Consider the following 24,624-nt stretch of genomic DNA (forward strand, 5'->3'; position numbering starts at 1 on the left):
TCGCGGCTCGTGGCCGATGGCTGAATGCTTCATGAAGTTGTCGCTGCGCGCCACAGGCGCCACAATGCGCGGCATCTCGAAGATTTGATTCCACAAAGGCGATGCCATGAACGTTCACGAATATCAGGCCAAGGAAATCTTTGCACGGTTCGGTGTGCCCGCTGGCGAAGGCCAGGTCGCGCGCTCGGCCGACGAGGCGGTCGAGGCGGCGAAGTCGCTGGGCGGCGAGAAATGGGTGGTCAAGGCCCAGGTGCATGCCGGCGGGCGCGGCAAGGCCGGCGGCGTGAAGATCTGTGACAGCGTGGACGAGGTCAAGCAGGCCGCGGCCGACATGATCGGCGGCGAGCTCAAGACCAAGCAGACCGGCGACGTCGGCCTGCCGATCAATTCGGTCTATGTCGAGAAGCCGGCCGATATCGAATCCGAGCTGTACCTGTCGGTGCTGGTCGATCGAGCCACCCGCAAGGTGACGTTCATCGCCTCGCCGGAAGGCGGCATGGATATCGAGGAAGTCGCCGAATCCACCCCCGAGAAGATCACCCAGGTCGCGATTCATCCGGCCGCCGGTTTTCAGGCTTATCAGGGCCGCCAGCTCGGTTTCTTTCTGGGTCTGGACAAAAAGCAGGTCGGTGAATTCGTGAAGGTCATGAAAGGCCTGTACGAGATGTTCGTCGAGACCGACGCCTCGCTGGTCGAGATCAACCCGCTGGTCACCACCAAGCAGGGCGGCCTCGTGGCCCTCGACGGCAAGCTCAACTTCGACGACAACGCGCTGTTCCGTCACAAGGAATTCAGGGAAATGCGCGATCTCACCCAGGAGAACGAGCGCGAAGCCCAGGCCGCCGAATTCGACCTGAACTATATCCAGCTCGACGGCAATATCGGCTGCATGGTCAACGGCGCGGGTCTTGCCATGGGCACCATGGACCTGGTCAAGCTGCACGGCGGCGAGCCGGCCAACTTCCTGGACGTCGGCGGCGGTGCGACCACCGAGCGCGTGACCGAGGCCTTCAAGCTGATCACCGCCGGCGAAGGCGTGAAAGCGATTCTGGTCAACATCTTTGGTGGCATCGTGCGCTGTGACCTGATCGCCGAAGGCATCATCACCGCGGCCAAGGATGTCGGCATCAGCGTGCCGGTGGTGGTGCGTCTTGAGGGCACCAACGCCGAGGCCGGCCGCAAGCTGCTCGACGAGTGCGACTTCGACCTCATCGCCGCCCAGGATCTGACCGACGCGGCCAAGAAGGTCGTGGCCGAAGCGCAGGGCTGATTCCCGGCCCGCGCGCGGCAACCGCCGATCGACCTTCTACCGAACACGATTTAGACCAGGATCAATTCATGAGCATTCTCGTCAACAACGACACCAAACTCATCGTCCAGGGCTTCACCGGCTCGCAGGGCACCTTCCATTCCGAACAGTGCATCGACTACGGCACCAACATCGTCGGCGGCGTCACGCCCGGCCGCGGCGGCGAGACGCATCTCGACCGCCCGGTGTTCAACACCTGTGCCGAGGCCGTCGCCGAAACTGGCGCCAACGCCACCATGATCTACGTGCCGGCGCCGTTCGCGGCCGACGCGATCCTCGAAGCGGAAGCCGCGGGCATCAAGACCATCATCTGCATCACCGAGCATATTCCGGTCATGGACATGCTCAAGGTGCGCGCGGTGCTGGACGAGTCCGACAGCGTGCTGATCGGCCCGAACTGCCCCGGCGTGATCACCCCGGGCGAGTGCAAGATCGGCATCATGCCGGCGCACATCCACAAGCAAGGCAAGATCGGCATCGTGTCGCGCTCGGGCACGCTGACCTACGAAGCGGTCTTCCAGACCACCAACATCGGTCTCGGCCAGAGCACCTGCGTGGGCATCGGCGGCGATCCGATCCACGGCCTGGACTTCACCGACGTGCTCGAGATGTTCGAAAACGACGACCAGACCGAAGGCGTGGTCATGGTCGGCGAGATCGGCGGCACCGCCGAGGAAGAAGCCGCCGAGTACATCAAGGCCAACATGTCCAAGCCCGTCGTGGCCTACATCGCGGGCGTCACCGCGCCCCCCGGCAAGCGCATGGGCCATGCCGGCGCGATCATCTCCGGCGGCAAGGGCACGGCCGACGACAAGTTCGCCGCGCTCGAGAAGGCCGGCGTCGCCACGGTGCGCTCCACCGCGGAGATCGGCAGCAAGATGGAAGAGATCCTCGGCTGATCGATGGGTTGATCGTATCGACATCCATTGGGATGCACGAAAGCCGGTGTCCGTTTGACGGGCGCCGGCTTTTTCATGGAAGCGATGCGCGGCCGTTGGGCCGACACGGTGTTATAGAGTTACACGCCGCTTGCGTGCTCGAATGATTGCACCGTTCAATTGAGCACAATCGATATGAGCCAGAGCTACGAGATCAGCTGTGACTGTGGCCACGTCAAGATGACGGCCCACGGTGCGCCCAAGTTGTCCCTTCATTGCCACTGTCGCAGCTGCCGCGAGCTGTATTCGGCAGACGTTCTGGGCCTGACCGGTTGGGATGAAGACAAGGTCGATCTGCCGGACGAGTCCGAGCTGTATCACCATCAGATGGATGGCAAGGAAATGCACCGCTATGGCTGCCCGAAGTGCGGCATGATCATGTACGGACGCCACAAGCCGGGGATTCCGGTCATCCGTCAGAACCTGTTCCGCAAGAACAATGGCGGGAAACTGCCGCCTGAACTGGCACCCACATTGCACTTGTTCTACGGCGAGCGTGTCCTTGATATCGACGACGATCTGGAAAAATGTGAGGACGGCTCGGCGATCGGTTTGTAGCCGACGCGCCGGTCAAAACCCAACCCGGACGCGAGTCGAGACGGGCCGGCCTTGCCCCGGCCCGTTGTCGTTTCGGCGGCCCGCGTCCTGGCGTATCCTTGGCGTCGCGACGCACGCCGATTAACCAGGCGGCCTTTCTCCAGCTTTTAGGAGTCCCCCACCATGGGTGATTCGTCACTTCGTATCGCACTGGCCCAGCTCAACGTCTGGGTCGGGGATATCGAGGGTAATGCCCGCCAGATGGTCGACGCCGCGACAACCGCGCGCGACGAATATGGCGCCGACCTGGTGGCTTTCCCGGAAATGGCGCTGTTGGGCTATCCACCGGACGATCTGCTGCTGCGGCGCGGCTTGCCCAGCGCCATCGACACGGCGTTGACACGGCTTGCGCAGGAGCTGCGCGGCATTACGGCGGTCATCGGCTATCCCGAATACGACGACGACATCATCTACAACGCGGCGGTGGTGGTGCGCGATGGCGAGCGCATCGCCCATTACCGCAAGCAATGTCTGCCGAACTACGGAGTCTTCGACGAACGCCGGCACTATCGGCCGGGGGATGCGCCCTGCGTGTTCGAGCTCGCCGGTCGGCATGTCGGCGTGACCATCTGCGAGGATATCTGGGAAGCCGGCCCGGCGGCGCAGGCAAAGGCGGCCGGCGCCGAGCTGCTGGTCAATCTGAACGCCTCGCCGTTTCATGTCGAGAAACAGACCGAGCGAGAAAGCCTGCTCGCCCAGCGCGCGCAGACGAACAACCTCGCGATCTGCTACGTGAACTGCGTCGGCGGCCAGGATGAACTCGTTTTCGACGGCCGTTCCTGCGCGGTCGACCGCCAGGGCACGCTGACGCTGCGGGCGCCGGCATTCGAGTCCGGGGTCTATTGCGTGGACTGGCCGGCGCCGGCGGGTGATACCCACGCGTTGATCGCCGCAGACCAGCCGCCCGAGGCGCTCATCTACGATGCGCTGGTGCGGGCCACGCGTGACTATATCGACCGCAACGGGTTCCCCGGGGCGCTGATCGGCGCATCCGGGGGGATCGATTCGGCGCTCGCCATGGCTGTCGCTGCCGATGCGGTCGGCGGCGAACGCGTCTGGGCCGTGTCCATGCCGTCGCGCTATACGGCCGATATCAGCAACGTCGACGCTGCGGACCAGGCCGAGCGCATGGGCGTGCGCTACGACGAAGTGCCGATCGAGAACGGTTTCTCCGCGCTGCTCGATACGCTGGGGCCGCTGTTCGGCGACCGCGCGCCCGACACCGCTGAAGAGAATCTGCAGTCGCGCATTCGCGGCGCGCTGCTGATGTCGCTATCCAACAAGTTCGGCCACGTGGTGCTCGCCACCGGTAACAAGTCCGAGATGGCGGTGGGCTACGCCACGCTCTACGGCGACATGTGCGGCGGCTTTGCGCCGCTCAAGGACGTGTACAAGACTTGGGTGTACCGGCTGGCGAAATTCCGCAATACGCGTGGCGAAGTCATCCCCGAGCGCGTGATTACACGTGCCCCGTCCGCCGAGCTGCGCGACGACCAGGCGGATACCGATACGCTGCCCGAATACGACGTGCTGGATCCGATCATCGAGGCCTATGTCGAGCGGGGCGAGTCGATCGAGGATATCTGCGCGGCGGGCTTCGCGGAGGATGATGTCCGCCAGGCGGCCGGGCTGATACGGCGCAACGAATACAAGCGGCGGCAGGCGGCGCCCGGCCCGAAAGTCACGCTGCGTGCCTTCGGGCGTGATCGTCGCTATCCGATCACGGCTGTCTACGGTGATCTCTAGCGCGTTGGCCTCGGGCCCGCGCATCCACGGTTGAAGTGACGCGCCCGCGAGGCGCGGGCGGCTGCCGGGTGTCTACTCGGCCTGTTCAGCCGCTTGCGGCGCCAGCTGCTCCCCGCTTGCTGCATCGGCCCCGGGTTCCGGCAGTTCGTAGCGCGGCGCTTCACCGGCGCGTTGCCGGTAGAACTCGTCGCGATGCAGGATGTAGTTCGGGTAGGAAGCCTGCAGGATCGCGCGCGCGTCTTCGGACAAGTCGGTCAGGCCCAGGCGCGCATAGCTCTCTTCCATGATCTCGAGCGCGCGCGGCACCGAATCCGAGCCCTGGAAACGCTTGAGCACGCCTTCCGCGCGGCGGCTGGCGGCCACATAGGCGCGCCGGCGCAGATAGTATTCCGCGATGTTGATCTCGAATTCCGCCAGCCGGTTGCGGATTTCGATCATGTGCAGCTGTGCGTCCTTGCGGTAGACGCTCTGCGGATAGTTTTCGACCAGCAGGTTGAAGTCGGTGAAAGACTGCTCGAGAAAACGCGTGTCGCGCTTGTCGGGGTCGCCGCCGAGCAGGCCCGCATCGTTGCGGTCGTAGTTGGACAGCCCGCGCAGGTAATAGATGTAGTCGATGTGGGCGTTGCGCGGGCGCTGCTTGATGAAGCGGTCCGCGGCCGACACGGCGGCCTCGTATTGCTGGGCCTTGTAGTGCGCTGCCACCGATTCCATCTCCGACTGCGCCGCGTAGGGTGAGAACGGGAATCGCGCCTGTACTTCCGCGTATAATCGAAGTGCACGCTGCGGGTCGTTGCTGACCATGAATTCGCGCGCGGACTTGTACAGGCGTTCGGCGTCGGCCGAGTCGAGCTTGTTGCCCTCGCGGTCGACGAGCGGCTCGTCGCTGTAGCCGGTTTCGTTGATGCCCTTGTCACCGCCGCAGCCGGCGGCTGCAAGCAGCATCAGAATAGAAAGCGCGAGAGCGAGTTTCCGCATGCCAGTCCCGGACGTGCGCCGCACGCCAACAGATCAAAACGAACGCGGAGTATACCTAGGAAGCGGCAATCGAGTCATTTACGATCGCCGCGCGACTGCCGCGCGCAACCATGCTGCCAACGAAGAGAAAATCCATGCCGGCAAGCCGCCGCGACCCCGATTTTGAAGCGTCGATTCCAGACGAGTTCGCCGGCCGGCGGCTGGATCGGGCTCTGGCTGAAATGCTGCCCGACTACTCGCGTTCGCGCCTGCAGAACTGGCTCGCCGAGGGCGCGCTCACGGTCGACGGCGAGACCCCGGCGGCCAAGACCAAGGTCGCCGGCGGCGAGCAGGTGCGGTTGTGCGTGCCCAGCGAGCCGGACGATGATCGCGTGGTGGCCGAGCCGATCGCGCTCGACATCATCCACGAAGACGAGGCCATTCTGGTGCTCGACAAGCCGGCCGGGCTGGTGATGCATCCCGGCGCCGGCAACCCGGACGGCACGCTGCAGAACGCGCTGATCCACCACGACGCATCGCTGGCCGCGCTGCCGCGCGCGGGCATCGTGCACCGGCTGGACAAGGACACCTCCGGCATTCTCGTGGTGGCCAAGACTTTCGCCGCGCACGCGAAACTGGTCGCCGATCTGGCCGAGCGCACGGTCAAGCGCGAGTACGAGGCGGTGGCCGTGGGCGTGATGACCGCGGGCGGGCATGTCGATGCGCCGATCGACCGCCATCCGGTGGATCGCAAGCGCATGGCGGTACGCGACACCGGCCGCGAGGCGGTCACGCATTATCGTGTGGTCACGCGTTATCGTGCTCATACCCATGTGCGTTGCCGTCTCGAGACGGGGCGTACGCACCAGATTCGCGTGCATCTGGCGCATATTCGCTATCCGCTGCTCGGCGATGCCACTTACGGCCGACGGCTGGCCCTGCCGCGCGACTCCAGCGACGCTTTTATGGACACCCTGCGCGGCTTTCGACGCCAGGCCCTGCATGCCCGCAAGCTCGGTCTGACCCATCCGGACAGCGGCGAGTTCGTGAGCTGGGAAGCACCGCGCCCGGCCGATTTCGAAAGCCTGCTCGCGGCCCTGGCCGCGGACGCCGAAGCCCATGCCGAAAGCTGAGCCCATCGGTTTTCTCGCTGCGGAATGGCCGGCGCCGAGCCATATCCGGGCCGGCACCACGCTGCGTACGGGCGGCGTGAGCGCGCCGCCCTTCGACAGCTTCAACCTGGGCGATCGTGCCGGCGACGAGCCGGCTGCGGTCGCAGCCAACCGGCAACGGCTGCGCGAACAGCTGGCGTTGCCGGACGAGCCGGCGTGGCTCTACCAGGTGCATGGCAATCGCGTGGTCGATGCCGCGGGCCCGGTGGAAGGCGAGGCCGATGCGAGTGTGGCCCGTGATGACGATGCGGTCTGCGCGGTCCTTACCGCCGACTGCCTGCCGGTGCTGTTCTGTGATGTCGACGGCAGCTGCTGGGGCGCGGCGCACGCCGGCTGGCGCGGATTGGCGGGTGGCGTCCTGGAAGCCACCGTAGCGGCATTGGCGGCACCCGCTGATCGACTCATGGCCTGGCTCGGCCCCTCGATCGGCGCCCACAACTTCGAAGTGGGCGAGGACGTACGCGCGGCTTTCTGTGATCACGCCGCGTCGGACGCCGGGGCTTTCACCGCCCGCGAGACGCCCGGCAAGTATCTCGCCGATATCTACGCGCTCGCCCGCGCCCGGCTCGAACGCACCGGCGTTACGGCCATCTACGGCGGCGGGCTATGCACCATCGACGATGCGGCGCGTTTCTATTCCTACCGGCGTGAGCCCCGGACTGGCCGCATGGCCAGTCTGATCTGGTCTACCGCGGGCGGCTGAACCGGTCGAGAAGCCGCGCCTTTTCCGAACTCACGCCAAGGCGCCAAGGCGCAAAGAGAAATGCCCCTCGTGTCGAAGAGTCTTCTTCGCGCCTTGGCGTCTTCGCGTGAGACTTGCCCGAAACGCGGCGTCCTAGCTTGATGTCTGGCGGCGCGCGGTGCCGTCGCTGTTGGTGGCGGCCGGCTTGCGACGCTTCTTCTTCTCTGTCTGCTCCTTCTTCGGCGGCAAGGCCAGGTCGCGTTCGTCGCCGCTGGTGTTGTGGCCGGTACCCGGCGTGGTGTCACCCAGCATGGGTTTCAGGAAACGCCCGGTATGTGACGCTTCGACCGCGGCCACGTCCTCGGGCGTGCCGGTGGCGATGATCTCGCCGCCGCCTTCGCCGCCCTCGGGGCCGAGGTCCACGAGCCAGTCGGCCGACTTGATCACGTCGAGGTTGTGCTCGATCACGATCACCGCGTTGCCGGCATCGCGCAGCCGCAGCAGCACCTTGAGCAGCTGGTTGATGTCGTGGAAATGCAGGCCAGTGGTCGGTTCGTCCAGCAGGTAGAGCGTTCGGCCGGTATCGCGTTTCGACAGCTCGCGGGCGAGCTTGATGCGCTGCGCCTCGCCGCCGGATAGCGTGGTCGCGTTCTGGCCCAGCTTCACATAGCTCAGGCCGACATCCATCAGCGTTTCCAGCTTGCGTTTCAGGCTCGGCACCGGCGCGAAGAACTCCAGCGCCGCTTCGACGCGCATTTCCAGCACGTCGGAGATGGTCTTGCCCTTGTAGTGGACCTGCAGCGTCTCGCGGTTATAGCGCGCGCCCTTGCAGGTGTCACAGGTGACATAGATATCCGGCAGGAAATGCATTTCCACCTTGATCACGCCGTCGCCCTGACACGCCTCGCAGCGCCCGCCCTTGACGTTGAACGAGAAACGCCCCGGCTGATAGCCGCGCGCCCGCGCTTCCGGCGTATTGGCGAACAGCTCGCGGATGGTGCCGAACAGGCCGGTATAGGTCGCCGGGTTGGATCGGGGCGTGCGCCCGATCGGCGCCTGGCTGATATCGATGACCTTGTCGAGATGCTCCAGGCCCTCGATCGAGGTCATCGGCGCCGCGCGGGCCACGGCGCGGTTGACCTGGCGGGCGGCCGCCGGGAACAGCGTTTCGTTGATTAGCGTGGACTTGCCGGAGCCGGACACGCCGGTGATGCAGGTCAGCTGGCCCATGGACAGCTCGACCGACACGTTCTTGAGGTTGTTGCCCCGCGCGCCGGTGATCTTGATCACGCGCTCGTCGTCGAAGGCGATGCGTTTTTCTGGAATCGGGATCGTGAGCCGGCCGGAGAGGTACTGGCCGGTCAGCGACTGCTTGTGCGCGGCAATTTCCTCGGCCGTGCCTTCGGCGATCACATGACCGCCGTGATCGCCGGCGCCCAGGCCCATGTCGACCACGTATTCCGCCTCGCGGATGGCGTCCTCGTCGTGTTCGACCACGATCACGGTATTGCCCAGATCGCGCAGGCGCTCGAGCGTGTTGAGCAGGCGCCGGTTGTCGCGCTGGTGCAGGCCGATCGAAGGCTCGTCGAGCACGTACATCACCCCCACGAGGCCGGCGCCAATCTGACTAGCCAGGCGGATACGCTGGGCCTCGCCGCCGGACAGCGTCTCGGCGCTGCGCGACAGGGTGAGATAGTTCAGGCCGACATCGAGCAGGAATTTCAGCCGCTGCTGGATCTCCTTGAGAATCGGCGCGGCGATCTCGGCGCGGTGGCCGGGAATATCGAGGGCTTCGATGATCTCATGCGCGCCCGCGATGCTGGCGGCATTGATCGTCGGCAGCGTGGTGTCGGCCACGCGCACATGGCGGGCCGCCGTGTTCAGGCGTGCGCCGTTGCAGGTCGGGCAGGGCTTGTCGGACAGATACTTGGCCAGCTCCTCGCGTACGGCCATGGAGTCGGTCTCGGCATAGCGACGCTGCATGTTGTTGAGCACGCCTTCGAAGGCATGCTTGCGCACGCGCGTGCGCCCGCGGGCATTCACATAGCGGAACTCGATGCGCTTGCTGCCCGAGCCTTCCAGGATCACCTTGCGGGCTTTCTCCGGCAGATCGCGCCAGGGCGTGTCCACATCGAAGCCGTACTCCTCGGCCAGCGACTGGATCAGGCCGAAGAAATAGGGATTGCGGCGGTCCCAGCCGCGTACCGCGCCACCGGCGAGGCTGAGTGAATCGTCGGTGATCACGCGATCGACATCGAACACGCTCTGCGAGCCCAGCCCGTCGCAGCCCGAGCAGGCGCCGTGCGGCGAGTTGAAGGAAAACAGCCGCGGTTCCATGTCGTTGATCGAGTAGCCGCAGACCGGGCAGGCGAACTGGGAAGAGAATACCTCCGGCTCGGCTTCACCGCGCCAGGGCAGGATCCAGGCGATGCCTTCGGATAGCCGCAGCGCAGTCTCGAAGGATTCGGCCAGGCGCTGCTGGATATCGGCGCGGATCTTGAAGCGATCGACCACGACTTCGATATCGTGTTTCTTCTTGGGATCGAGTTCGGGGATCTCGTCGATCTCCACGATCTCGCCGTCCACGCGCATGCGCACGAAGCCCTGGCCGCGCATCTGCTCGAACACGTCGCGATGCTCGCCCTTGCGCGAGCGGATCACCGGCGCGAGCAGCATCCAGGCGGATTCGGCCTCTTTTTCGAGCGTCTGGTCGACCATCTGCGACACGCTCTGGGCGGTCAGCGGTTCGTCGTGGTCCGGGCAGTACGGTGTACCGGCACGGGCATAGAGCAGACGCAGATAATCGTGAATCTCGGTGACCGTGCCCACGGTGGAACGCGGGTTGTGCGAGGTGGATTTCTGTTCGATCGAGATCGCCGGCGACAGGCCCTCGATGGAATCGAGGTCCGGCTTTTCCATCATCGACAGAAACTGGCGCGCATAGGCCGACAGCGACTCGACATAGCGGCGCTGGCCTTCGGCATAGACGGTGTCGAAAGCGAGGCTCGACTTGCCGGAGCCGGAAAGCCCGGTGATCACGATCAGCTGATTGCGCGGCAGATCGAGATCGACGTTCTTCAGGTTGTGCGTACGTGCACCGCGAATGCGGATGTTGTCCATGGATCGGGCGCAGGGGAAAGGAATAACCGACAAGTATACGCAGCGCCGCAAGCGCGCCACAAAACGCGCGCGAAGGCGGGGCCGCGCGGGCGCTATGCTAGAATTCGCCGCCTGATTGGCGCCGTCATTCGACGGTTTCGCGGTGCCCGATCGCGCATCCGCGGGCCACGATGGTCGGGTATCGACCACCGCGGTCCCTCGCTGGCAAGAGTGTATTCATGACCCGATTCGAGACCCGGGCGGCTTTCTCCCTCGCAGGCATCTTCTCCCTGCGCATGCTCGGTCTGTTCATGATCTACCCGGTGTTCGCCTTCTATGCGAAGCATCTGGACGGCTCGACCCCGGTCACCGTCGGGCTGGCGCTGGGGGCCTACGGGCTGACCCAGGCGCTGCTGCAGATACCGTTCGGCATGCTTTCGGACCGCTATGGCCGCAAGCGCATGATCACCATCGGGCTGGTCATCTTCGCCGCCGGCAGCGTTGTCGCCGCGCTTTCGGGCAGTATCTATGGTGTGATCGCGGGCCGCATTCTGCAGGGGGCAGGGGCCGTGGGTTCGGTGATTCTCGCTCTCGGCGCGGATCTCACCCGCGAAGAACAGCGCACCAAGACCATGGCCGTGATCGGCATGACCATCGGGCTTTCGTTCGCGCTCGCGCTCGTGCTCGGGCCGTTGCTCAATGCGGTGGTCGGCGTTTCCGGCATCTTCTGGGCGACGGCGATGATGGCCCTGGTCGGCATCGCCGTGCTCTACGGCGTCACGCCGCAGCCGGCGAAGCTGCAGTCGCACCGGGATACCGGCGCGGTCCCGGCGATGTTTGCCCGGGTGCTCAGCGATCCCCAGCTGCTGCGACTGGATTTCGGCATCTTCGCGCTGCACGCCATGCTCACCGCGAGCTTCATCGCCGTGCCGGTGCTACTGCGCGACGTCGTCGGCGTGGGCGAGAACGAGTTGTGGATGGTCTATCTGCCGGTGCTGGCCGCGTCGGTGATCATCATGGTGCCGATGATCATTCTCGCCGAGGCCAAGCGGCGCATGAAGTCGGTGTTCGTCGGGGCGGTGGTCACCCTGGGGCTGAGTCAGCTCGCGCTGCTGGCCTGGCATACGAGCCTGGTTGAGCTGGTGGTCGTGCTCACGCTGTTCTTCGCCGCCTTCAACATCATGGAGGCAAGCCTGCCGTCGCTGATTTCCAAGGTCGCCCCGGCCGATGCGAAGGGCACCGCGATGGGCGTGTACTCGAGCTCGCAGTTCTTCGGCATTTTCATTGGTGGCACGGTTGGCGGTTGGGCCTATGGCGCGGACGGTGCGGCCGGGGTCTTTATTTTCTCGGCGATCGTGGCGCTGCTATGGTTCGTGGTGGCGGTTACCATGAAGCCGCCGCGTTTCACGCAGACGCGCATGATCAGCGTGGACGTGCGTGACGCGGCGGACGCCACGGCGCTTCAGGCGCGCCTCGCGGCGCAGCCCGGCGTGGTGGAGGCCGCGGTTGCCCTCGACGAGGGCGTGGCCTATATAAAGGTCGACAGCGCGCAGGCAGACGCGGTCGATCTCGACGCTTTTTCCCACCGGCCCGCCGAAGCCTGAGGCGCGCCCGGGCGACCCAATCATCGATGGAGTGATCCCATGGCAAGCAGAGGCATCAACAAGGCGATCCTGATCGGCAATCTCGGCGCCGATCCGGAAACGCGCTACACCGCCGGCGGCACCGCGGTGACCAACGTCAACCTCGCCACCTCGGACACTTGGCGCGACAAGTCCAGCGGTGAGATGCAGGAACGCACCGAGTGGCATCGGGTGGTGTTCTTTGCCCGTCTGGCTGAAGTGGCCGGCGAATATCTGCGCAAGGGGTCCAAGGTCTATGTCGAGGGCCGAATCCAGACGCGCAAGTGGCAGAACAAGGAAGGCCAGGACGTCTACACCACCGAGATCGTGGCCAACGAAATGCAGATGCTCGACTCCAAGGGCGGCGGTGGTGGCGGCAGCGCGCCCTTCGGTGGTGGCGGCGGTCAACAGCGCCCGCAGCAGCAGGGTGGCGGTTACGGCGGCCAGGGCGGCGGTGGTCGCGGCGGTCAGCAGTCCTACCAGCCGCCGCAGCGCGAGCCGGCGGGTGGCGATCCCGGTTTCGACGACGATCTGGACGACGATATCCCGTTCTAGGCGTTTTCCTTCGTCGACATATCGAAAAGGCCCTCCTCGCGAGGGTCTTTTTCGTTGGGCAGCGGTTGACGCAGATCAAGTGGCATTCGTTCGGCCTGGCCGACACTGGCGTTCCAATTCCAACCGAAAGAGCGCGCCATGAACGTCAGCGAAGTCACCGACCCGGTAGGCCATCTTGCCGAGTGGATCGAATCCGCCCGCCGACGCGGCGAGAGCGATGCGCATGCCGCCACGCTTGCCACCGTCGACCCTGCCTTCGTCCGCCCGAGCGTTCGTACCGTCTATGTACAGATCGACGGCGATGCGCTGGTGTTCTTCGTCAACACGCGCAGCGGCAAGGGTCAGCAGCTGCGCTGGCACCCGCATGCCGCACTGTGTTTTTTCTGGCGTGGTCTGCAGCAACAGGTGAATGTCGAGGGCGTCGTCGATCTCCTCGACGACGAAGCGGCTGACCGGCTTTGGGCCCAGCGATCACATGAAAGCACGCTGGTCGCGCGCAGCTCTGAGCAGCACGCCGTCTTTGGCGATCTCGATGCGTTTCACGCGCGGCTGGAACAGGAGCACGACACCTACAGCTTTCACCGCGCGCCGCGGCCCGACAACTGGCTCGGCTACCGGCTGTCGCCGACCCGGCTCGAATTCTGGGCGACCGGCTGGCACCGGGCGCGGCCGCGCTATCTTTTCGAGCGCGCCCCCGGCGGCGGCTGGCAAAGCGCCGTACAGGAACCCTGAGTTCGGTACCGGCGTCCGGCGGGCATTCCAACGCAAAACCGCCGGCGCCGCGGCCCGGTCTAACCTGTCCACGCCCAACCGCCAGCGGCACGCAGCACCAGCACCGAGCAGGGCGCGCGTCGCAGTACGCGATCAGCCACGCCGCCGAGCAGGATGTCGCTCGCCTTCGGGTCGTGCGAGGCGATCACGATCAGCCCGGCGCCGTGCTCGACCGCCCGGCGCACGATCGTGGGGGCAACCGGGCCGACTACGGCTTCGCTGTGCCATTCGATCTCTTCGGGCATGTCGATCCGCGCGATCTCCCCGAGCTGTTCGGCGGCCTGCTTGCGGCTATCGTCGATAAAGTTGCGCGGCACATACGGCCAGGCCGCCAGTTCGTTCGGTACCACGGTCAGCAAATGCAGTACCGCATCTCGGGTTCTGGCAATGGCGCCGATCGCCGGGAAGATGAGGTCGAAAGAGGCCTCGTGGGCCAAGTCTATCGGGACAAGGATATGATTCTTCATGACGTCTCCACCGTACTGCGGGCCGGCACGGGGTCTGTCGGCCGGCTCGATTTCGAAATGACGAATGTGCCCGGCGCCGTTTTCGGGGCGCCGGGCGTGTCACGCTGCTAGGCGGCGCTGGCATCGCGGCTGACATCGCCCTGCGGCGGCTTGTCGCTCTTGCCGGGGTCTTTCTGGCGTACGACAAGCACCGAATGCCGGGCATGCTTGACCACTTGGGCAGCGATGCTGCCCAGCAGTACGTCCCAGAACACCGGGTTGTGCGAGGCCATCACGATCAGGTCGGCCTCGAAATGATCGGCCCGGCGCACGATTGTGCGCCCGACCGGGCCGATGCGAACGTCCGTTTCCCAGTCCTGAGCGTCGCCGATCTGGCCACGGGCGATTCGTTCCAGCTGGTTGCGTGCGCTGGTGCCGAGTTTTTTCAGGTATTCGGTCTCGACATAGGGGAAGTCACCGGCATCGATTTCCGGGATCACCGTCAGCAGTATGACGCGTGCCTTCTCCGTGCCAGCCACGCGCTTGACCGCGGCGAACACGCTGTCGATGACGAGTTCCTGGTTCAGATCCAGGGGTACGAGAATCGTCTGGGTCATGTCTGTCTCCTCCTTGGGCTTCGCTGCCAGTTTCCATGGCTGCCGAGGCCAACGGCTTGACCCAGATCAATTCCCGTATGCTGCATGTTGCCGTCAGACCTGCATGAAAACCCGGCCGCGATTGGCTACTCTGAAGCGGTGGGGGCAAACGGCCGGACCTGACCGCATTATTTGGAGAAGAGCCGCCATGGTTGCGTCGTCGCGTCAGCTCGAACAGCTCAGCGAGACCTGCAGTCACTGCTCGCTGCGTTATCTGTGCCTGCCGTATGGCTTGAGCGTTACGGATGTCGGCCGGCTGGAGGCGCTGGTGCGCCCCGGCGAGCCGTTGGAGCTGGGCGACGAATTGTTCGCACAGGGCGACGATCTACAAAACATCCATGCCATCCGTGATGGGTCGATGAAGACCGTCGTGGTGGATGCCGATGGCTTTGAGCAGATCCTCGGCTTCTACTACCCGGGTGATCTGCTCGGTCTGGACGGCTTTGCCGATCAGCGCCACCACTGCACCGCCATCGCGCTCGAGCCCACCACGGTCTGTCGTATACCCGTCGACCGTCTTGATGCGCTGGTCGACGAATTGCCGAGCCTGCGTCATCAGCTCATGCGGCTCATGAGCCAGGCTCTCTCCGACGAAGAGCAACTGCTGCTCACGCTCGGGCGCAAGAACAGCGAGGGTCGGGTCACCAGCCTGCTGCTCACGCTCAGCCGCCGCCTCGCGTTGCGCGGGTTGGCCGGCGATCGCGTGCCGTTGAGTATGAAGCGCAACGAGATGGCCAATTTTCTGTCTATGCGCCTGGAAACGGTCAGCCGTGTTTTCACCAAGCTCCAGCGCGATCACGTCATCAAGGTCGCGCCCGGCGAAGTCGAAATCCTGGATATGGGCGCGCTGCGCGAACGTTCCGGGCAGGGCGCCTGGGTCGCAGATCAGTCCTGAGCCTGCCTCGGTGGGTGCGGCGCGATCGTTCGCGCCACGCTATCGCGCCAGTGGCGGCATCGGTAGACGCGCGGAGAGATATTTGTCGTCTGGCAGAGCGAAACGCACGGTCAGGCTGTTGTGATCGGCCATACCGCGCTCGGCCTCCTGCCCGACGGTGCCCGGCTCGACGACCTGCAGGCCGCGGTAATAGACATGATCCAGCGCATGGCCGCCGCCGAAGATGGATTGCGTACGCCCGGCCGGCGCCTCGCCGAAGACCGGTTGCAGGTCGTGGCGCGCCGCGAACCGGTCGACCTGCGCCTGACGCTTTTGGTTGCGGGTGTTCAGGTCGCCGGCCAGGATTACCGGTCCGGCATGGGCGGCGATACGCGCACCGATCGCGGCCAGCTGATCGCCCACATCGCCCGTGCCCAGCCACTCGAAATTCAGCAGATGGGCGTTGATCACCAGCAGTCTCGGGCCGGCGTCGTCGACGGACCGCGGGCTCCCGCGCAGCGCGAAGGTGCTGGCTTGGGCGGTCTTGGGCGTGATGCCGAATTCGCGGTGGCGGCTGCGCAGCGGCATCACGGCCAGCGGCTGGACACGCGAGGCGGTGAGCACGCCGGTAGCGGTATCGGGCCCGCAGCCCAGCAGCCGGGATTCAAAGCCTACCGCCAGCGACCAGCCATAGCCGCGTTCGCGCAGCAGATCGATCAACGGGTCTACCGAGGGCCCGCCGTTATCGGTGGCATTCGAGTCGGCCGCGCACGCTTCTTGGAACAGAAGCAGATCGGCGCTGCTTAGGCGCGCCCGAAGCGCGGCATCGCTATCCAGGCTAGCCCAGTTGTCGCCGTTGCCTTTCTCGACATTCCAGCTGACCAGCGTGATTGAACGCGCATCCAATGCGCCATCGGGGTAGCCGGTGTCTTGCACCAAACGGGTCGTGGGCACCGTGGTACAGCCCGCCAGGCCAGCCAGGAGTAGCGCCGCGCAAATCCGGCGCGCGGACGATATGGTTCGCCGGCGCGGCGACACGGCGGCAACAGTCATGATCGGGCGGCGCTTTCGAAAACGCGTTGGGGTTGCCAGGGTATGGAGTAGTGCACGCAAAACAAAGTTGCAGATTCCACCGGCACTGTATCGCAACGCCTTTGGCGCCGGGTATTTGCCGTGGTTTGCGCCTTTCGGCAAAGCGGCGCCGCGCGTCGATTTAAGGATAGGGCTGGCGCGGCGCTCGTTATCAATTCGGTGGATCGGCATGCGTTCGCGGCTCGAAAGGCGCCAGGTTTTGTAGTGTGGGTTACACTATCTGGCTTGCTTGAATGGGCCCGACAGGGCACGAATCGGTCATGACCAGCGCGACCCAACCCAAAGTCTTCGTTCAGACCTGGGGCTGCCAGATGAACGAGTACGATTCGGCCAAGATGGTGGAAGTGCTGCGCAAGCAGCGCGGCGCCGAGCGCGTGAATACGCCGGAAGAAGCCGACGTCATTTTGCTGAATACCTGCTCGGTGCGCGAGAAAGCGGCCGAAAAGGTGTTTTCCCAGCTCGGCCGCTGGCGCGAGCTCAAGCTCGAACGGCCCGAAATCGTGATCGGCGTGGGTGGCTGTGTCGCCTCGCAGGAAGGCCATGCGATCCGCGAGCGCGCGCCGTTCGTGGACATGGTGTTCGGCCCGCAGACGCTGCACCGGCTGCCGGAGATGCTCGACGCCGTACAGGACAATGGCGCCGGCATCGTCGATATCGCTTTCCCGGAAATCGACAAGTTCGACCACATGCCGCCGGCGAAAGCCGAGGGTGCGACCGCGTTCGTGTCGATCATGGAAGGCTGCTCCAAGTACTGCAGCTTTTGTGTCGTGCCCTACACGCGCGGCGAGGAAATCTCGCGGCCCTTTGACGATGTGATCCTCGAAGTCGCCGAGCTGGCCGAGCAGGGCGTGAAGGAAATCACGCTTTTGGGGCAGAACGTCAACGGCTATCGCGGGCCGATGGAAGACGGCTCGGTCTGCGATCTGGCGATGCTGGTCGAGTTCGTGGCCGAGATCGAGGGCATCGAGCGTATCCGCTACACCACCAGCCATCCGCTGGAATTCTCGGACGCGCTGATCGAGGCCTATGCCCGGGTGCCCAAGCTCGCCAACTATCTGCATCTGCCGGTGCAGTCCGGTTCGGATGCCGTGCTGGCCGATATGAAGCGTGGCTACACGGCGGACCACTTCCGCGAGCGGATCGCGAAGCTGCGCGAGGTGCGTCCGGACATCAGCCTGTCGACCGATATCATCGTCGGCCATCCGGGCGAGGGCGCCGAGGAATTCGAGCAGACCATGCAGCTGGTCGAGGATATCGGCTTCGACGCGGCCTTTTCCTTCGTCTACAGCAAGCGTCCGGGTACGCCGGCCGCCGACATGGCCGACGAGACCCCGCGTGACGAGAAGAAAGCGCGTCTCGCGCGGCTGCAGAAGCGCATCGGCGACTTCAACCGGCAATACATGCAGGGCATGGTTGGTACGACCCAGCGCGTGCTCGTGGAGCGCGAATCCAAGCGCGGCGGTGGCCAGATGGCCGGCCGTACCGATTCCAACCGCTGGGTGAACTTCGACGGTCACCCGCGCATGGTCGGGCATTTCATCGAGGTCGAAGTCACTGAAGCGCTCGACAATTCGCTGCGCGGCCGCGTGGCCGTGATCGAACCCCAGCCGGCCACGCCCGAGCTCGCCACCGCGGCGGGCTGATTGGGCAGCCGCCAACCTGACGAGTCATCTTGAGCGAAAACATCCGCAAGACCCTCGAACTCACGCCGCCGGATACCGATCGTCTCGCCCATCTGTGCGGGCCACAGGACGAACACCTGCGCCTGATCGAACGCACGCTGGACGTGCATGTGCACAATCGGGGGCATCTGTTTCAGGTCGAAGGCGGCGAGGCGGCGGCCGAGGCCGCGATCGATACCCTCAACGAGCTGTATGCCGCAACGGCGGCCGGCGCGATCGACCCGGAGCGCGTGCATATCGTCGCGCGTACCGCCGAGCGCGAGCGTGGCGGCGACACCGAGGACAAGTCCCCGCGCGACGTGGTGATCAAGACGCGCCTCGGTCTGGTGCGCGGTCGTGGTCCCAGCCAGCGGCGCTATCTGGCGAATCTGGCCGACAACGATCTGAACTTCGGCATCGGCCCGGCCGGGACCGGCAAGACCTATCTCGCCGTGGCCGCGGCGGTGGACGCCCTGGAATCCGAGCGTGTGCGGCGCCTGCTGCTGGTGCGTCCGGCGGTCGAAGCCGGCGAGCGCCTGGGCTTTCTGCCCGGTGATCTGGCCCAGAAGATCGATCCGTACCTGCGACCGCTATACGACGCACTCTACGAGATGCTCGGCTTCGACCGGGTGAGCCGGCTGATCGAGCGCAACGTGATTGAGATCGCGCCGCTGGCCTACATGCGCGGGCGTACGCTCAACGAGGCCTTCATCATCCTCGACGAGGCCCAGAACACGACCGTCGAGCAGATGAAGATGTTTCTCACCCGTATCGGTTTCGGGTCGACCGCCGTCGTGACCGGCGACATGACCCAGATCGACCTGCCGGTGGCCAAGAAATCCGGCCTGCGCCACGCCGTGCGGCTGCTGCAGGATATCGAAGGCATCAGCGTGACCCGGTTCTCGGCGCGCGATGTGGTGCGCCATCCGCTGGTCCAGCGCATCGTTCAGGCCTACGATCGCGAGAGCGAAGCCGAACAGAGCGGTCATTAGTCCAGCGTGAACGTCGAACTCGCCCTCGAGTGCGCGCCCGGTGTTGCATCGGTCGAGACGGCCGCTCTCGAGACGGCCGCGATCGCGGCCCTGCGCGGCGCGGGACAGGATAGCGAGCCGGTCTACGAGATCGCCGTGCGGCTGGTCGACGTGGCCGAGTCGGCCCGGTTGAACGGCCATTATCGCGACAGGCCCCATGCGACCAACGTGCTGTCGTTCCCTGCGGGTGCTGAGTTGCCCGGTCTTGTGGTGCTCGGCGATCTCGTGATCTGCATGCCGGTGATCGAACGCGAAGCCGACGCGCAGCACAAGTCGGTGGACGCGCATCTGTGCCACATGGTCGTGCACGGCGTTCTGCACTTGCTCGGCTACGATCACATCGGCGACGATGAAGCCGATACCATGGAAACGCTGGAGCGTCGGATCATGGCCGAGCTCGGTCACGACGATCCGTATCGCGCACGCGCGCACGACTGACACCGCAGGCCGCAGGGCCAAGTCCAAAACCAGAATCAACGACGGGAGGGCGCGGCTGCGGCCGCACACGCAATGAGCGACGACGACAGCGACCAGAACCGAAACAGCGGAAACTGGCTGCGACAGATCGGCATGAGCCTCGCCGGCCCGCCGCGTGATCGTGATGAACTGGTGACGGTGCTCAAGGAGGCCCAGGAGAACGGCCTGCTCGATATCGACGCGCTCTGGATGATGCAGGGCGTGCTCAAGGTGTCCGAGCAGCAGGTGCGCGACATCATGATCCCGCGTTCGCAGATGGTCGTGGTCGAATCCGACGCGGCCGCGGTCGACGTGCTGTCCAGTGCGATTGAATCAGGCCATTCGCGTTTTCCCGTGATCGGCGAATCGCGCGACGAGGTCGTCGGCATTCTGCTGGCCAAGGACATGCTGCAGCTGGCCGAGTCCGGCAATGACGGCGACCACTTCGAACTCGGCTCGGTGCTGCGCCCGGCGGTCTATGTCCCTGAATCCAAGCGCGTGAACGTGCTGCTCAAGGAGTTCAAGGCCTCGCGCAACCACATGGCGGTCGTGGTCGACGAATACGGCGGTGTGGCCGGCCTGGTGACCATCGAGGACGCGCTCGAGCAGATCGTGGGCGACATCGACGACGAATACGACCAGGCCGAGGGCGCGAACATCCTGCGACAGGAGAAGAATCGCTTTCTCATCCGCAGTCTCACGCCGGTCGAGGAGTTCAACGAGTACTTCGACACCGAATTCTCGGACGAGGACTTCGACACCATCGGCGGGCTGGTCGTGCACGAGTTCGGGCATATGCCCAAGCGCGGCGAGACGACCATCATCGATCGTTTCCAGTTCAACGTGCAGCGCGCAGATTCGCGGCGTATCCATCTGTTTCAGATGACGATCCTGCCGGAGGCTTCCGAGTAGGGCATGGGCGTCGCGCGCCTGGCCCGCATTTTCGGTCTCGACGTCCTGGCCCCCGCCCTTCTGGGGGCGGCGGCCACCCTCGGCTTTGCGCCGTTTGGCTATTACGGGCTGACCTTCCTCGCGCTCGTCGGTCTCATAGCGCTGTGGTGGCCGGCGACAACGCGCCGTGGCGCGTGGCGCGGCTTCGTGTTCGGGCTGGCGCATTTCGGCACCGGCATCTACTGGACCTTCGTGTCCACCTACTACTACGGCGGCGCGCCGCTGCCGATGGCCATCGGGCTGGTCTGTCTTCTGACCGTCTATATGGCGTTGTATCCGGCATTCGTCGGGGCGCTGGCCGGATTCACGCGGCGCCTGCCGCGCTCGGTCTGGGCGCTCGCGATCCTTCCCGGCGCCTGGCTGCTGGCCGAACTGGTGCGCAGCTGGGTGATGACCGGCTTTCCCTGGCTGTCGCTCGGCTATTCGCTCATCGATGCCCCGGTCACCTCGCTCGCGCCGCTTGGCGGCGTGTATTTTCTCGGCGTGCTGATGATGATCGGCGCGTCCACGGTGGTGTTGCTGTTTGCCGGTTCGTTGTTCGCGCGTGCCTTGGCGGTGGCGATCATCGCGTTGACGCCGCTGGGGCTGTGGTACACGCCCCCGGCCATGGAATGGACCCGGCCCGCGGGGGCGCCGATCAGCGTCGATGTGGTGCAGGGCAACTTCGCCCAGTCGATCAAGTGGCAGCGCGACACCTTCGCGACCACGCTCAATCGCTATCGCGCGCTCACCGAACGCTCCAACGCCGATCTCGTGGTCTGGCCGGAGGTCGCGATCCCCGCGCCGGCAAACAGGGTCCAGGCTTATCTGTCCGATATCCGCAAGCTGGCCGGCGACCGCGACCAGACAGTGCTGGCCGGCGTGCTCGTGCACGAATCCGACGATGCGCCGTATTACAACGCGGTGCTCGCGCTCGGCGCGGGCGAGGGGCGCTATTACAAGCGTCATCTCGTGCCGTTCGGCGAGTATTTTCCGGTGCCGGATTTCATCAAGAGCTGGCTCGACGGCATCGACATGCGCTACAGCGACTTCGGTTTCGGTGCCGACGACCAGCCGCTGATCGATGTCGACGGCGTGAAAGTGGGGCTGTCGATCTGTTTCGAGGATGCGTTCGGCTACGAAATCGCCAAGGCGCTGCCGGCCGCCGGTCTGCTGGTCAATGTCACCAACGACGGCTGGTTTGCGGGCACCACGGCCGCGGCCCAGCATCTGGAAATCGCGCGCATGCGCGCACTCGAGGCCGGGCGGCCCATGCTGCGAGCCGCCAATACCGGCATTTCGGCGATCATCGACTACGACGGCCGGGTACGAGAACGTACGCCCGAATTCACGGTGGCCAATATCGAATCCCGTGTGCAGCCACGTGAGGGCCTCACCCCGTATATGCGCATCGGTGACGGGCCACTGTGGATTGCCGGTTTCCTGCTGACCGGGCTGGGGCTGCTGGCGGGGTTCGTGCAGCGCCGGCGTCGTCCCGTGCGCAAGGCCGACTAGCCGCCGGTGCTGATGCGTAGCGGCATGCGACGCAGTACACTTGCCGGCTGTTTTTGCCGCTGACGATTCATAGCCGCCGATGGATTCCACCTACCGTTTCGACGCAATCGAGGCCGACGTGCAGGCCCGCTGGGACGCCGCCGGCGCCTTTGAGGTCACGCGCGACGACCGCGAGAAGTTCTATTGCCTGTCGATGTTCCCGTACCCGAGCGGCAAGCTGCATATGGGGCATGTGCGCAACTACACCATCGGCGACGTGATCTCGCGCTATCAGCGCATGTGCGGCCGCAACGTGCTTCAGCCCATGGGCTGGGACGCCTTCGGCCTGCCGGCCGAGAACGCGGCGATCAAGAACGGCGTGCCGCCGGCACAATGGACGCGCGAAAACATCGCCTACATGCGCGGTCAGCTCAAGCAGCTCGGCTTCGCCTATGACTGGTCGCGCGAGCTGGCCACCTGCGATCCGAGCTATTACCGCTGGGAACAGTGGCTGTTCACCCGGCTGTTCGAAAAAGGCCTGGTCTATCGCAAGGAGTCGGTGGTCAACTGGGACCCGGTCGACCAGACCGTGCTCGCCAACGAACAGGTGGTGGACGGGCGCGGCTGGCGTTCGGGCGCGGTCGTCGAGCAGCGGGCGATCCCGCAATGGTTCGCCCGGATCACCGACTATGCCGACGAACTGCTCGACGATCTGGACACCCTCGACGGCTGGCCGGATGCGGTCAAGACCATGCAGGCCAACTGGATCGGCCGCTCGACCGGTCTGGAGATCGACTTCGAGGTTGCCGGCCAGAACGCCCCGCTCACCGTCTACACGACGCGCCCCGACACCCTGCACGGCGCGACCTATATGGCGCTGGCCGCCGATCATCCGCTGGTCGCCGCGGCCGCGGATACCGACGCCGAGCTGGCTGCCTTCTGTGAGGAATGCCGCAAGGCCGGCACTGCCGAAGCCAGCCTGGAAACACGCGACAAGTGCGGCTATCGCCTGCCGGTCGAAGCGATCCATCCGCTGTCCGGCGACAGGCTGCCGATCTTCGTGGCCAATTTCGTGCTCATGGGCTATGGCACCGGCGCCGTCATGAGCGTGCCGGCCCACGACCAGCGCGACTGGGAGTTCGCCACCGCCTACGATCTGCCGATCGTGCCCGTGGTTGCAGACGCCGACGGCAACGCGCCGAACATCAGCGCAGGCGCGAGTGCTGAGAAGGGCGTACTGATCAACTCGGGCGAGGACGACGGCAAGGACTTCGAGACCGCCTTTGCCGATATCGCCGACCGTCTTGAAGGCCAGGGCATCGCCCGCCGCAAGACCCAGTACCGCCTGCGCGACTGGGGGCTGTCGCGCCAGCGCTACTGGGGCGCGCCGATTCCGATCATCCACTGTGATGACTGTGGCCCGGTAGCCGTACCCGAAGCCGATCTGCCGGTGGTGCTGCCGGAAGACGTCACGCCGGAAGGTGCCGGTTCGCCGTTGCCGGACATGCCCGAGTTCGTGAACGTCGACTGCCCGACCTGCGGCAAGGCAGCGAAACGCGAAACCGACACCTTCGACACCTTCGTGGAGTCGTCCTGGTATTTCGCCCGTTTCGCCTGCCCGGACGCCGATGCCATGCTCGACGATCGCGAGCGCTACTGGCTGCCGGTGGACCAGTACATCGGCGGCATCGAGCACGCCATCCTGCATCTGCTCTATGCGCGCTTCTTCCAGAAGGTGATGCGCGACGAGGGCCTGTCCGACGCCGGCGAGCCGTTCAAGCGCCTGCTCACCCAGGGCATGGTTCTCAAGGACGGCGCCAAGATGTCCAAGTCCAAGGGCAATACCGTGGACCCGCAGGCGCTGATCGAAAGCTATGGCGCCGACACGGTGCGCCTGTTCACCATGTTTGCCGCGCCGCCCGAGCAGTCGCTGGAGTGGTCGGAAGCCGGTGTGGAAGGTGCCAATCGCTTTATAAAGCGCCTGTGGCGGCTGGTCGCGGAGCACGTCGAAGCCGGCATCGTCGCGCCGGCGACGAGCGCCAAAGGCGAGGCCGGCGAGCTGCGCCGCAAGCTGCACGAGACCATTGCCAAGGTCGGCGACGACGTGGGCCGGCGCTACACCTTCAATACGGCCATCGCCGCGATCATGGAACTGTGCAACGCGCTCGGCCGTGCCGACGGCAGCGACGAGCCGCAACAGGCCGTGCGTCAGGAAGCGCTCGAAGCCGTCGTGAAGATGCTCGCCCCCATCACGCCCCATGTCTGCGACGCCCTCTGGCGCGAGCTGGGCCACGACGACCTGCTGCTGGACGTGGCCTGGCCGCGGGCCGACGAGGCGGCGCTCGCGCGCGATACGCTCACCCTCGTCGTGCAGGTCAACGGCAAGGTGCGCGCGAAGATCGATGTCCCGGCGGAGGCCGACCGCGACGCGGTCGCCGAGATCGCGCAGTCCGAGAGCAATGTACTGCGCTTCATCGACGGCGCGCCGATCAAGAAGACGATCGTCGTGCCGGGCAAGCTCGTCAATCTCGTGGTATAG

The 24,624-nt window shown here is 65.2% G+C and carries 21 protein-coding genes; 16 read left to right on the forward strand and 5 right to left on the reverse strand.

All coding sequences use genetic code 11. From position 1 onward, the window contains the following. The first annotated feature begins 106 nt into the window (after window positions 1-106). From sucC to J7355_RS10345, 4 genes are all read left to right on the forward strand, one after another. On the forward strand, window positions 107-1,270 hold the full coding sequence (gene sucC / locus J7355_RS10330) for an ADP-forming succinate--CoA ligase subunit beta (RefSeq protein WP_209062327.1): 1,164 nt from the start codon (window positions 107-109) through the stop codon (window positions 1,268-1,270). Between the two features lie 68 nt (window positions 1,271-1,338). Then, the gene (sucD, locus tag J7355_RS10335; protein ID WP_209062329.1) at window positions 1,339-2,208 is read left to right on the forward strand and encodes a succinate--CoA ligase subunit alpha; all 870 of its coding nucleotides are present in this window, start codon (window positions 1,339-1,341) and stop codon (window positions 2,206-2,208) included. A 174-nt stretch (window positions 2,209-2,382) separates the two neighbouring features. Next, window positions 2,383-2,805, forward strand: coding sequence for a GFA family protein (locus J7355_RS10340; protein ID WP_209062331.1), 423 nt, complete (start codon window positions 2,383-2,385; stop codon window positions 2,803-2,805). Window positions 2,806-2,967: 162 nt separating this feature from the next. Then, window positions 2,968-4,590 carry an NAD+ synthase gene (locus J7355_RS10345; RefSeq protein ID WP_209062333.1) on the forward strand — a complete coding sequence of 541 codons (1,623 nt, stop codon included), beginning with the start codon at window positions 2,968-2,970 and terminating at the stop codon, window positions 4,588-4,590. Window positions 4,591-4,662: 72 nt separating this feature from the next. Here J7355_RS10345 and J7355_RS10350 read toward each other — a convergent pair whose 3' ends face one another. Further along, entirely contained in the window at window positions 4,663-5,565 is a 903-nt protein-coding gene (locus tag J7355_RS10350; protein WP_280637601.1) for an outer membrane protein assembly factor BamD, read from the reverse strand. A gap of 134 nt (window positions 5,566-5,699) precedes the next feature. Here J7355_RS10350 and rluD point away from each other — a divergent pair, with 134 nt between their 5' ends. After that, entirely contained in the window at window positions 5,700-6,677 is a 978-nt protein-coding gene (rluD, locus tag J7355_RS10355; protein ID WP_209062337.1) for a 23S rRNA pseudouridine(1911/1915/1917) synthase RluD, read from the forward strand. Next, complete coding sequence (gene pgeF / locus J7355_RS10360; protein ID WP_209062339.1) at window positions 6,664-7,419, forward strand: peptidoglycan editing factor PgeF; 756 nt, start codon at window positions 6,664-6,666, stop codon at window positions 7,417-7,419. Before rluD ends, pgeF begins: the two co-directional genes overlap by 14 nt. A gap of 132 nt (window positions 7,420-7,551) precedes the next feature. Here the strand turns inward: pgeF and uvrA are convergent, their stop codons facing one another. Further along, window positions 7,552-10,518, reverse strand: coding sequence for an excinuclease ABC subunit UvrA (gene uvrA, locus J7355_RS10365; protein WP_209062340.1), 2,967 nt, complete (start codon window positions 10,516-10,518; stop codon window positions 7,552-7,554). 218 nt (window positions 10,519-10,736) lie between these two features. Between uvrA and J7355_RS10370 the strand changes: the two genes are divergently transcribed. The 3 genes from J7355_RS10370 to J7355_RS10380 all read left to right on the forward strand — a co-directional run bounded on the left by J7355_RS10370 (window position 10,737) and on the right by J7355_RS10380 (window position 13,406). Continuing rightward, window positions 10,737-12,101 carry an MFS transporter gene (locus J7355_RS10370; RefSeq protein WP_247739907.1) on the forward strand — a complete coding sequence of 455 codons (1,365 nt, stop codon included), beginning with the start codon at window positions 10,737-10,739 and terminating at the stop codon, window positions 12,099-12,101. Between the two features lie 39 nt (window positions 12,102-12,140). Next, entirely contained in the window at window positions 12,141-12,674 is a 534-nt protein-coding gene (gene ssb / locus J7355_RS10375) for a single-stranded DNA-binding protein (protein ID WP_209062344.1), read from the forward strand. Window positions 12,675-12,812: 138 nt separating this feature from the next. Next, entirely contained in the window at window positions 12,813-13,406 is a 594-nt protein-coding gene (locus tag J7355_RS10380) for a pyridoxal 5'-phosphate synthase (protein ID WP_209062346.1), read from the forward strand. A gap of 59 nt (window positions 13,407-13,465) precedes the next feature. On the opposite strand, the gene J7355_RS10385 is transcribed toward J7355_RS10380, so the two are convergent. Together J7355_RS10385 and J7355_RS10390 are read right to left on the reverse strand one after the other, a co-directional pair. Next, a complete protein-coding gene (locus J7355_RS10385) occupies window positions 13,466-13,912 on the reverse strand; it encodes a universal stress protein (RefSeq protein WP_209062348.1) in 447 nt (148 codons plus the stop codon). A gap of 107 nt (window positions 13,913-14,019) precedes the next feature. Continuing rightward, window positions 14,020-14,508 (reverse strand): universal stress protein, encoded by a 489-nt coding sequence (locus J7355_RS10390; protein WP_209062350.1) that lies wholly within the window; start codon window positions 14,506-14,508, stop codon window positions 14,020-14,022. Between the two features lie 187 nt (window positions 14,509-14,695). On the opposite strand from J7355_RS10390, the gene J7355_RS10395 reads away from it, so the two are divergent. Then, a complete protein-coding gene (locus tag J7355_RS10395; RefSeq protein ID WP_209062352.1) occupies window positions 14,696-15,442 on the forward strand; it encodes a cyclic nucleotide-binding domain-containing protein in 747 nt (248 codons plus the stop codon). 39 nt (window positions 15,443-15,481) lie between these two features. On the opposite strand, the gene J7355_RS10400 is transcribed toward J7355_RS10395, so the two are convergent. Next, entirely contained in the window at window positions 15,482-16,327 is an 846-nt protein-coding gene (locus J7355_RS10400; RefSeq protein ID WP_209062354.1) for an endonuclease/exonuclease/phosphatase family protein, read from the reverse strand. Between the two features lie 446 nt (window positions 16,328-16,773). On the opposite strand from J7355_RS10400, the gene miaB reads away from it, so the two are divergent. From miaB to leuS, 6 genes are all read left to right on the forward strand, one after another. Then, entirely contained in the window at window positions 16,774-18,156 is a 1,383-nt protein-coding gene (gene miaB, locus J7355_RS10405; protein ID WP_209062356.1) for a tRNA (N6-isopentenyl adenosine(37)-C2)-methylthiotransferase MiaB, read from the forward strand. A 29-nt stretch (window positions 18,157-18,185) separates the two neighbouring features. Continuing rightward, on the forward strand, window positions 18,186-19,166 hold the full coding sequence (locus J7355_RS10410) for a PhoH family protein (RefSeq protein ID WP_247739908.1): 981 nt from the start codon (window positions 18,186-18,188) through the stop codon (window positions 19,164-19,166). A gap of 6 nt (window positions 19,167-19,172) precedes the next feature. Beyond that, entirely contained in the window at window positions 19,173-19,643 is a 471-nt protein-coding gene (ybeY, locus tag J7355_RS10415) for an rRNA maturation RNase YbeY (RefSeq protein ID WP_209062358.1), read from the forward strand. Between the two features lie 72 nt (window positions 19,644-19,715). Continuing rightward, window positions 19,716-20,573 (forward strand): transporter associated domain-containing protein, encoded by an 858-nt coding sequence (locus J7355_RS10420; RefSeq protein WP_209062360.1) that lies wholly within the window; start codon window positions 19,716-19,718, stop codon window positions 20,571-20,573. A 3-nt stretch (window positions 20,574-20,576) separates the two neighbouring features. Next, window positions 20,577-22,106 carry an apolipoprotein N-acyltransferase gene (gene lnt, locus J7355_RS10425; protein WP_209062362.1) on the forward strand — a complete coding sequence of 510 codons (1,530 nt, stop codon included), beginning with the start codon at window positions 20,577-20,579 and terminating at the stop codon, window positions 22,104-22,106. A gap of 79 nt (window positions 22,107-22,185) precedes the next feature. Beyond that, a complete protein-coding gene (gene leuS, locus J7355_RS10430) occupies window positions 22,186-24,624 on the forward strand; it encodes a leucine--tRNA ligase (protein WP_209062364.1) in 2,439 nt (812 codons plus the stop codon).

Origin of the sequence: Endozoicomonas sp. G2_2, assembly GCF_017744135.1 — a bacterium.
In the GTDB taxonomy this organism is placed as follows: domain Bacteria; phylum Pseudomonadota; class Gammaproteobacteria; order Nevskiales; family Salinisphaeraceae; genus Salinisphaera.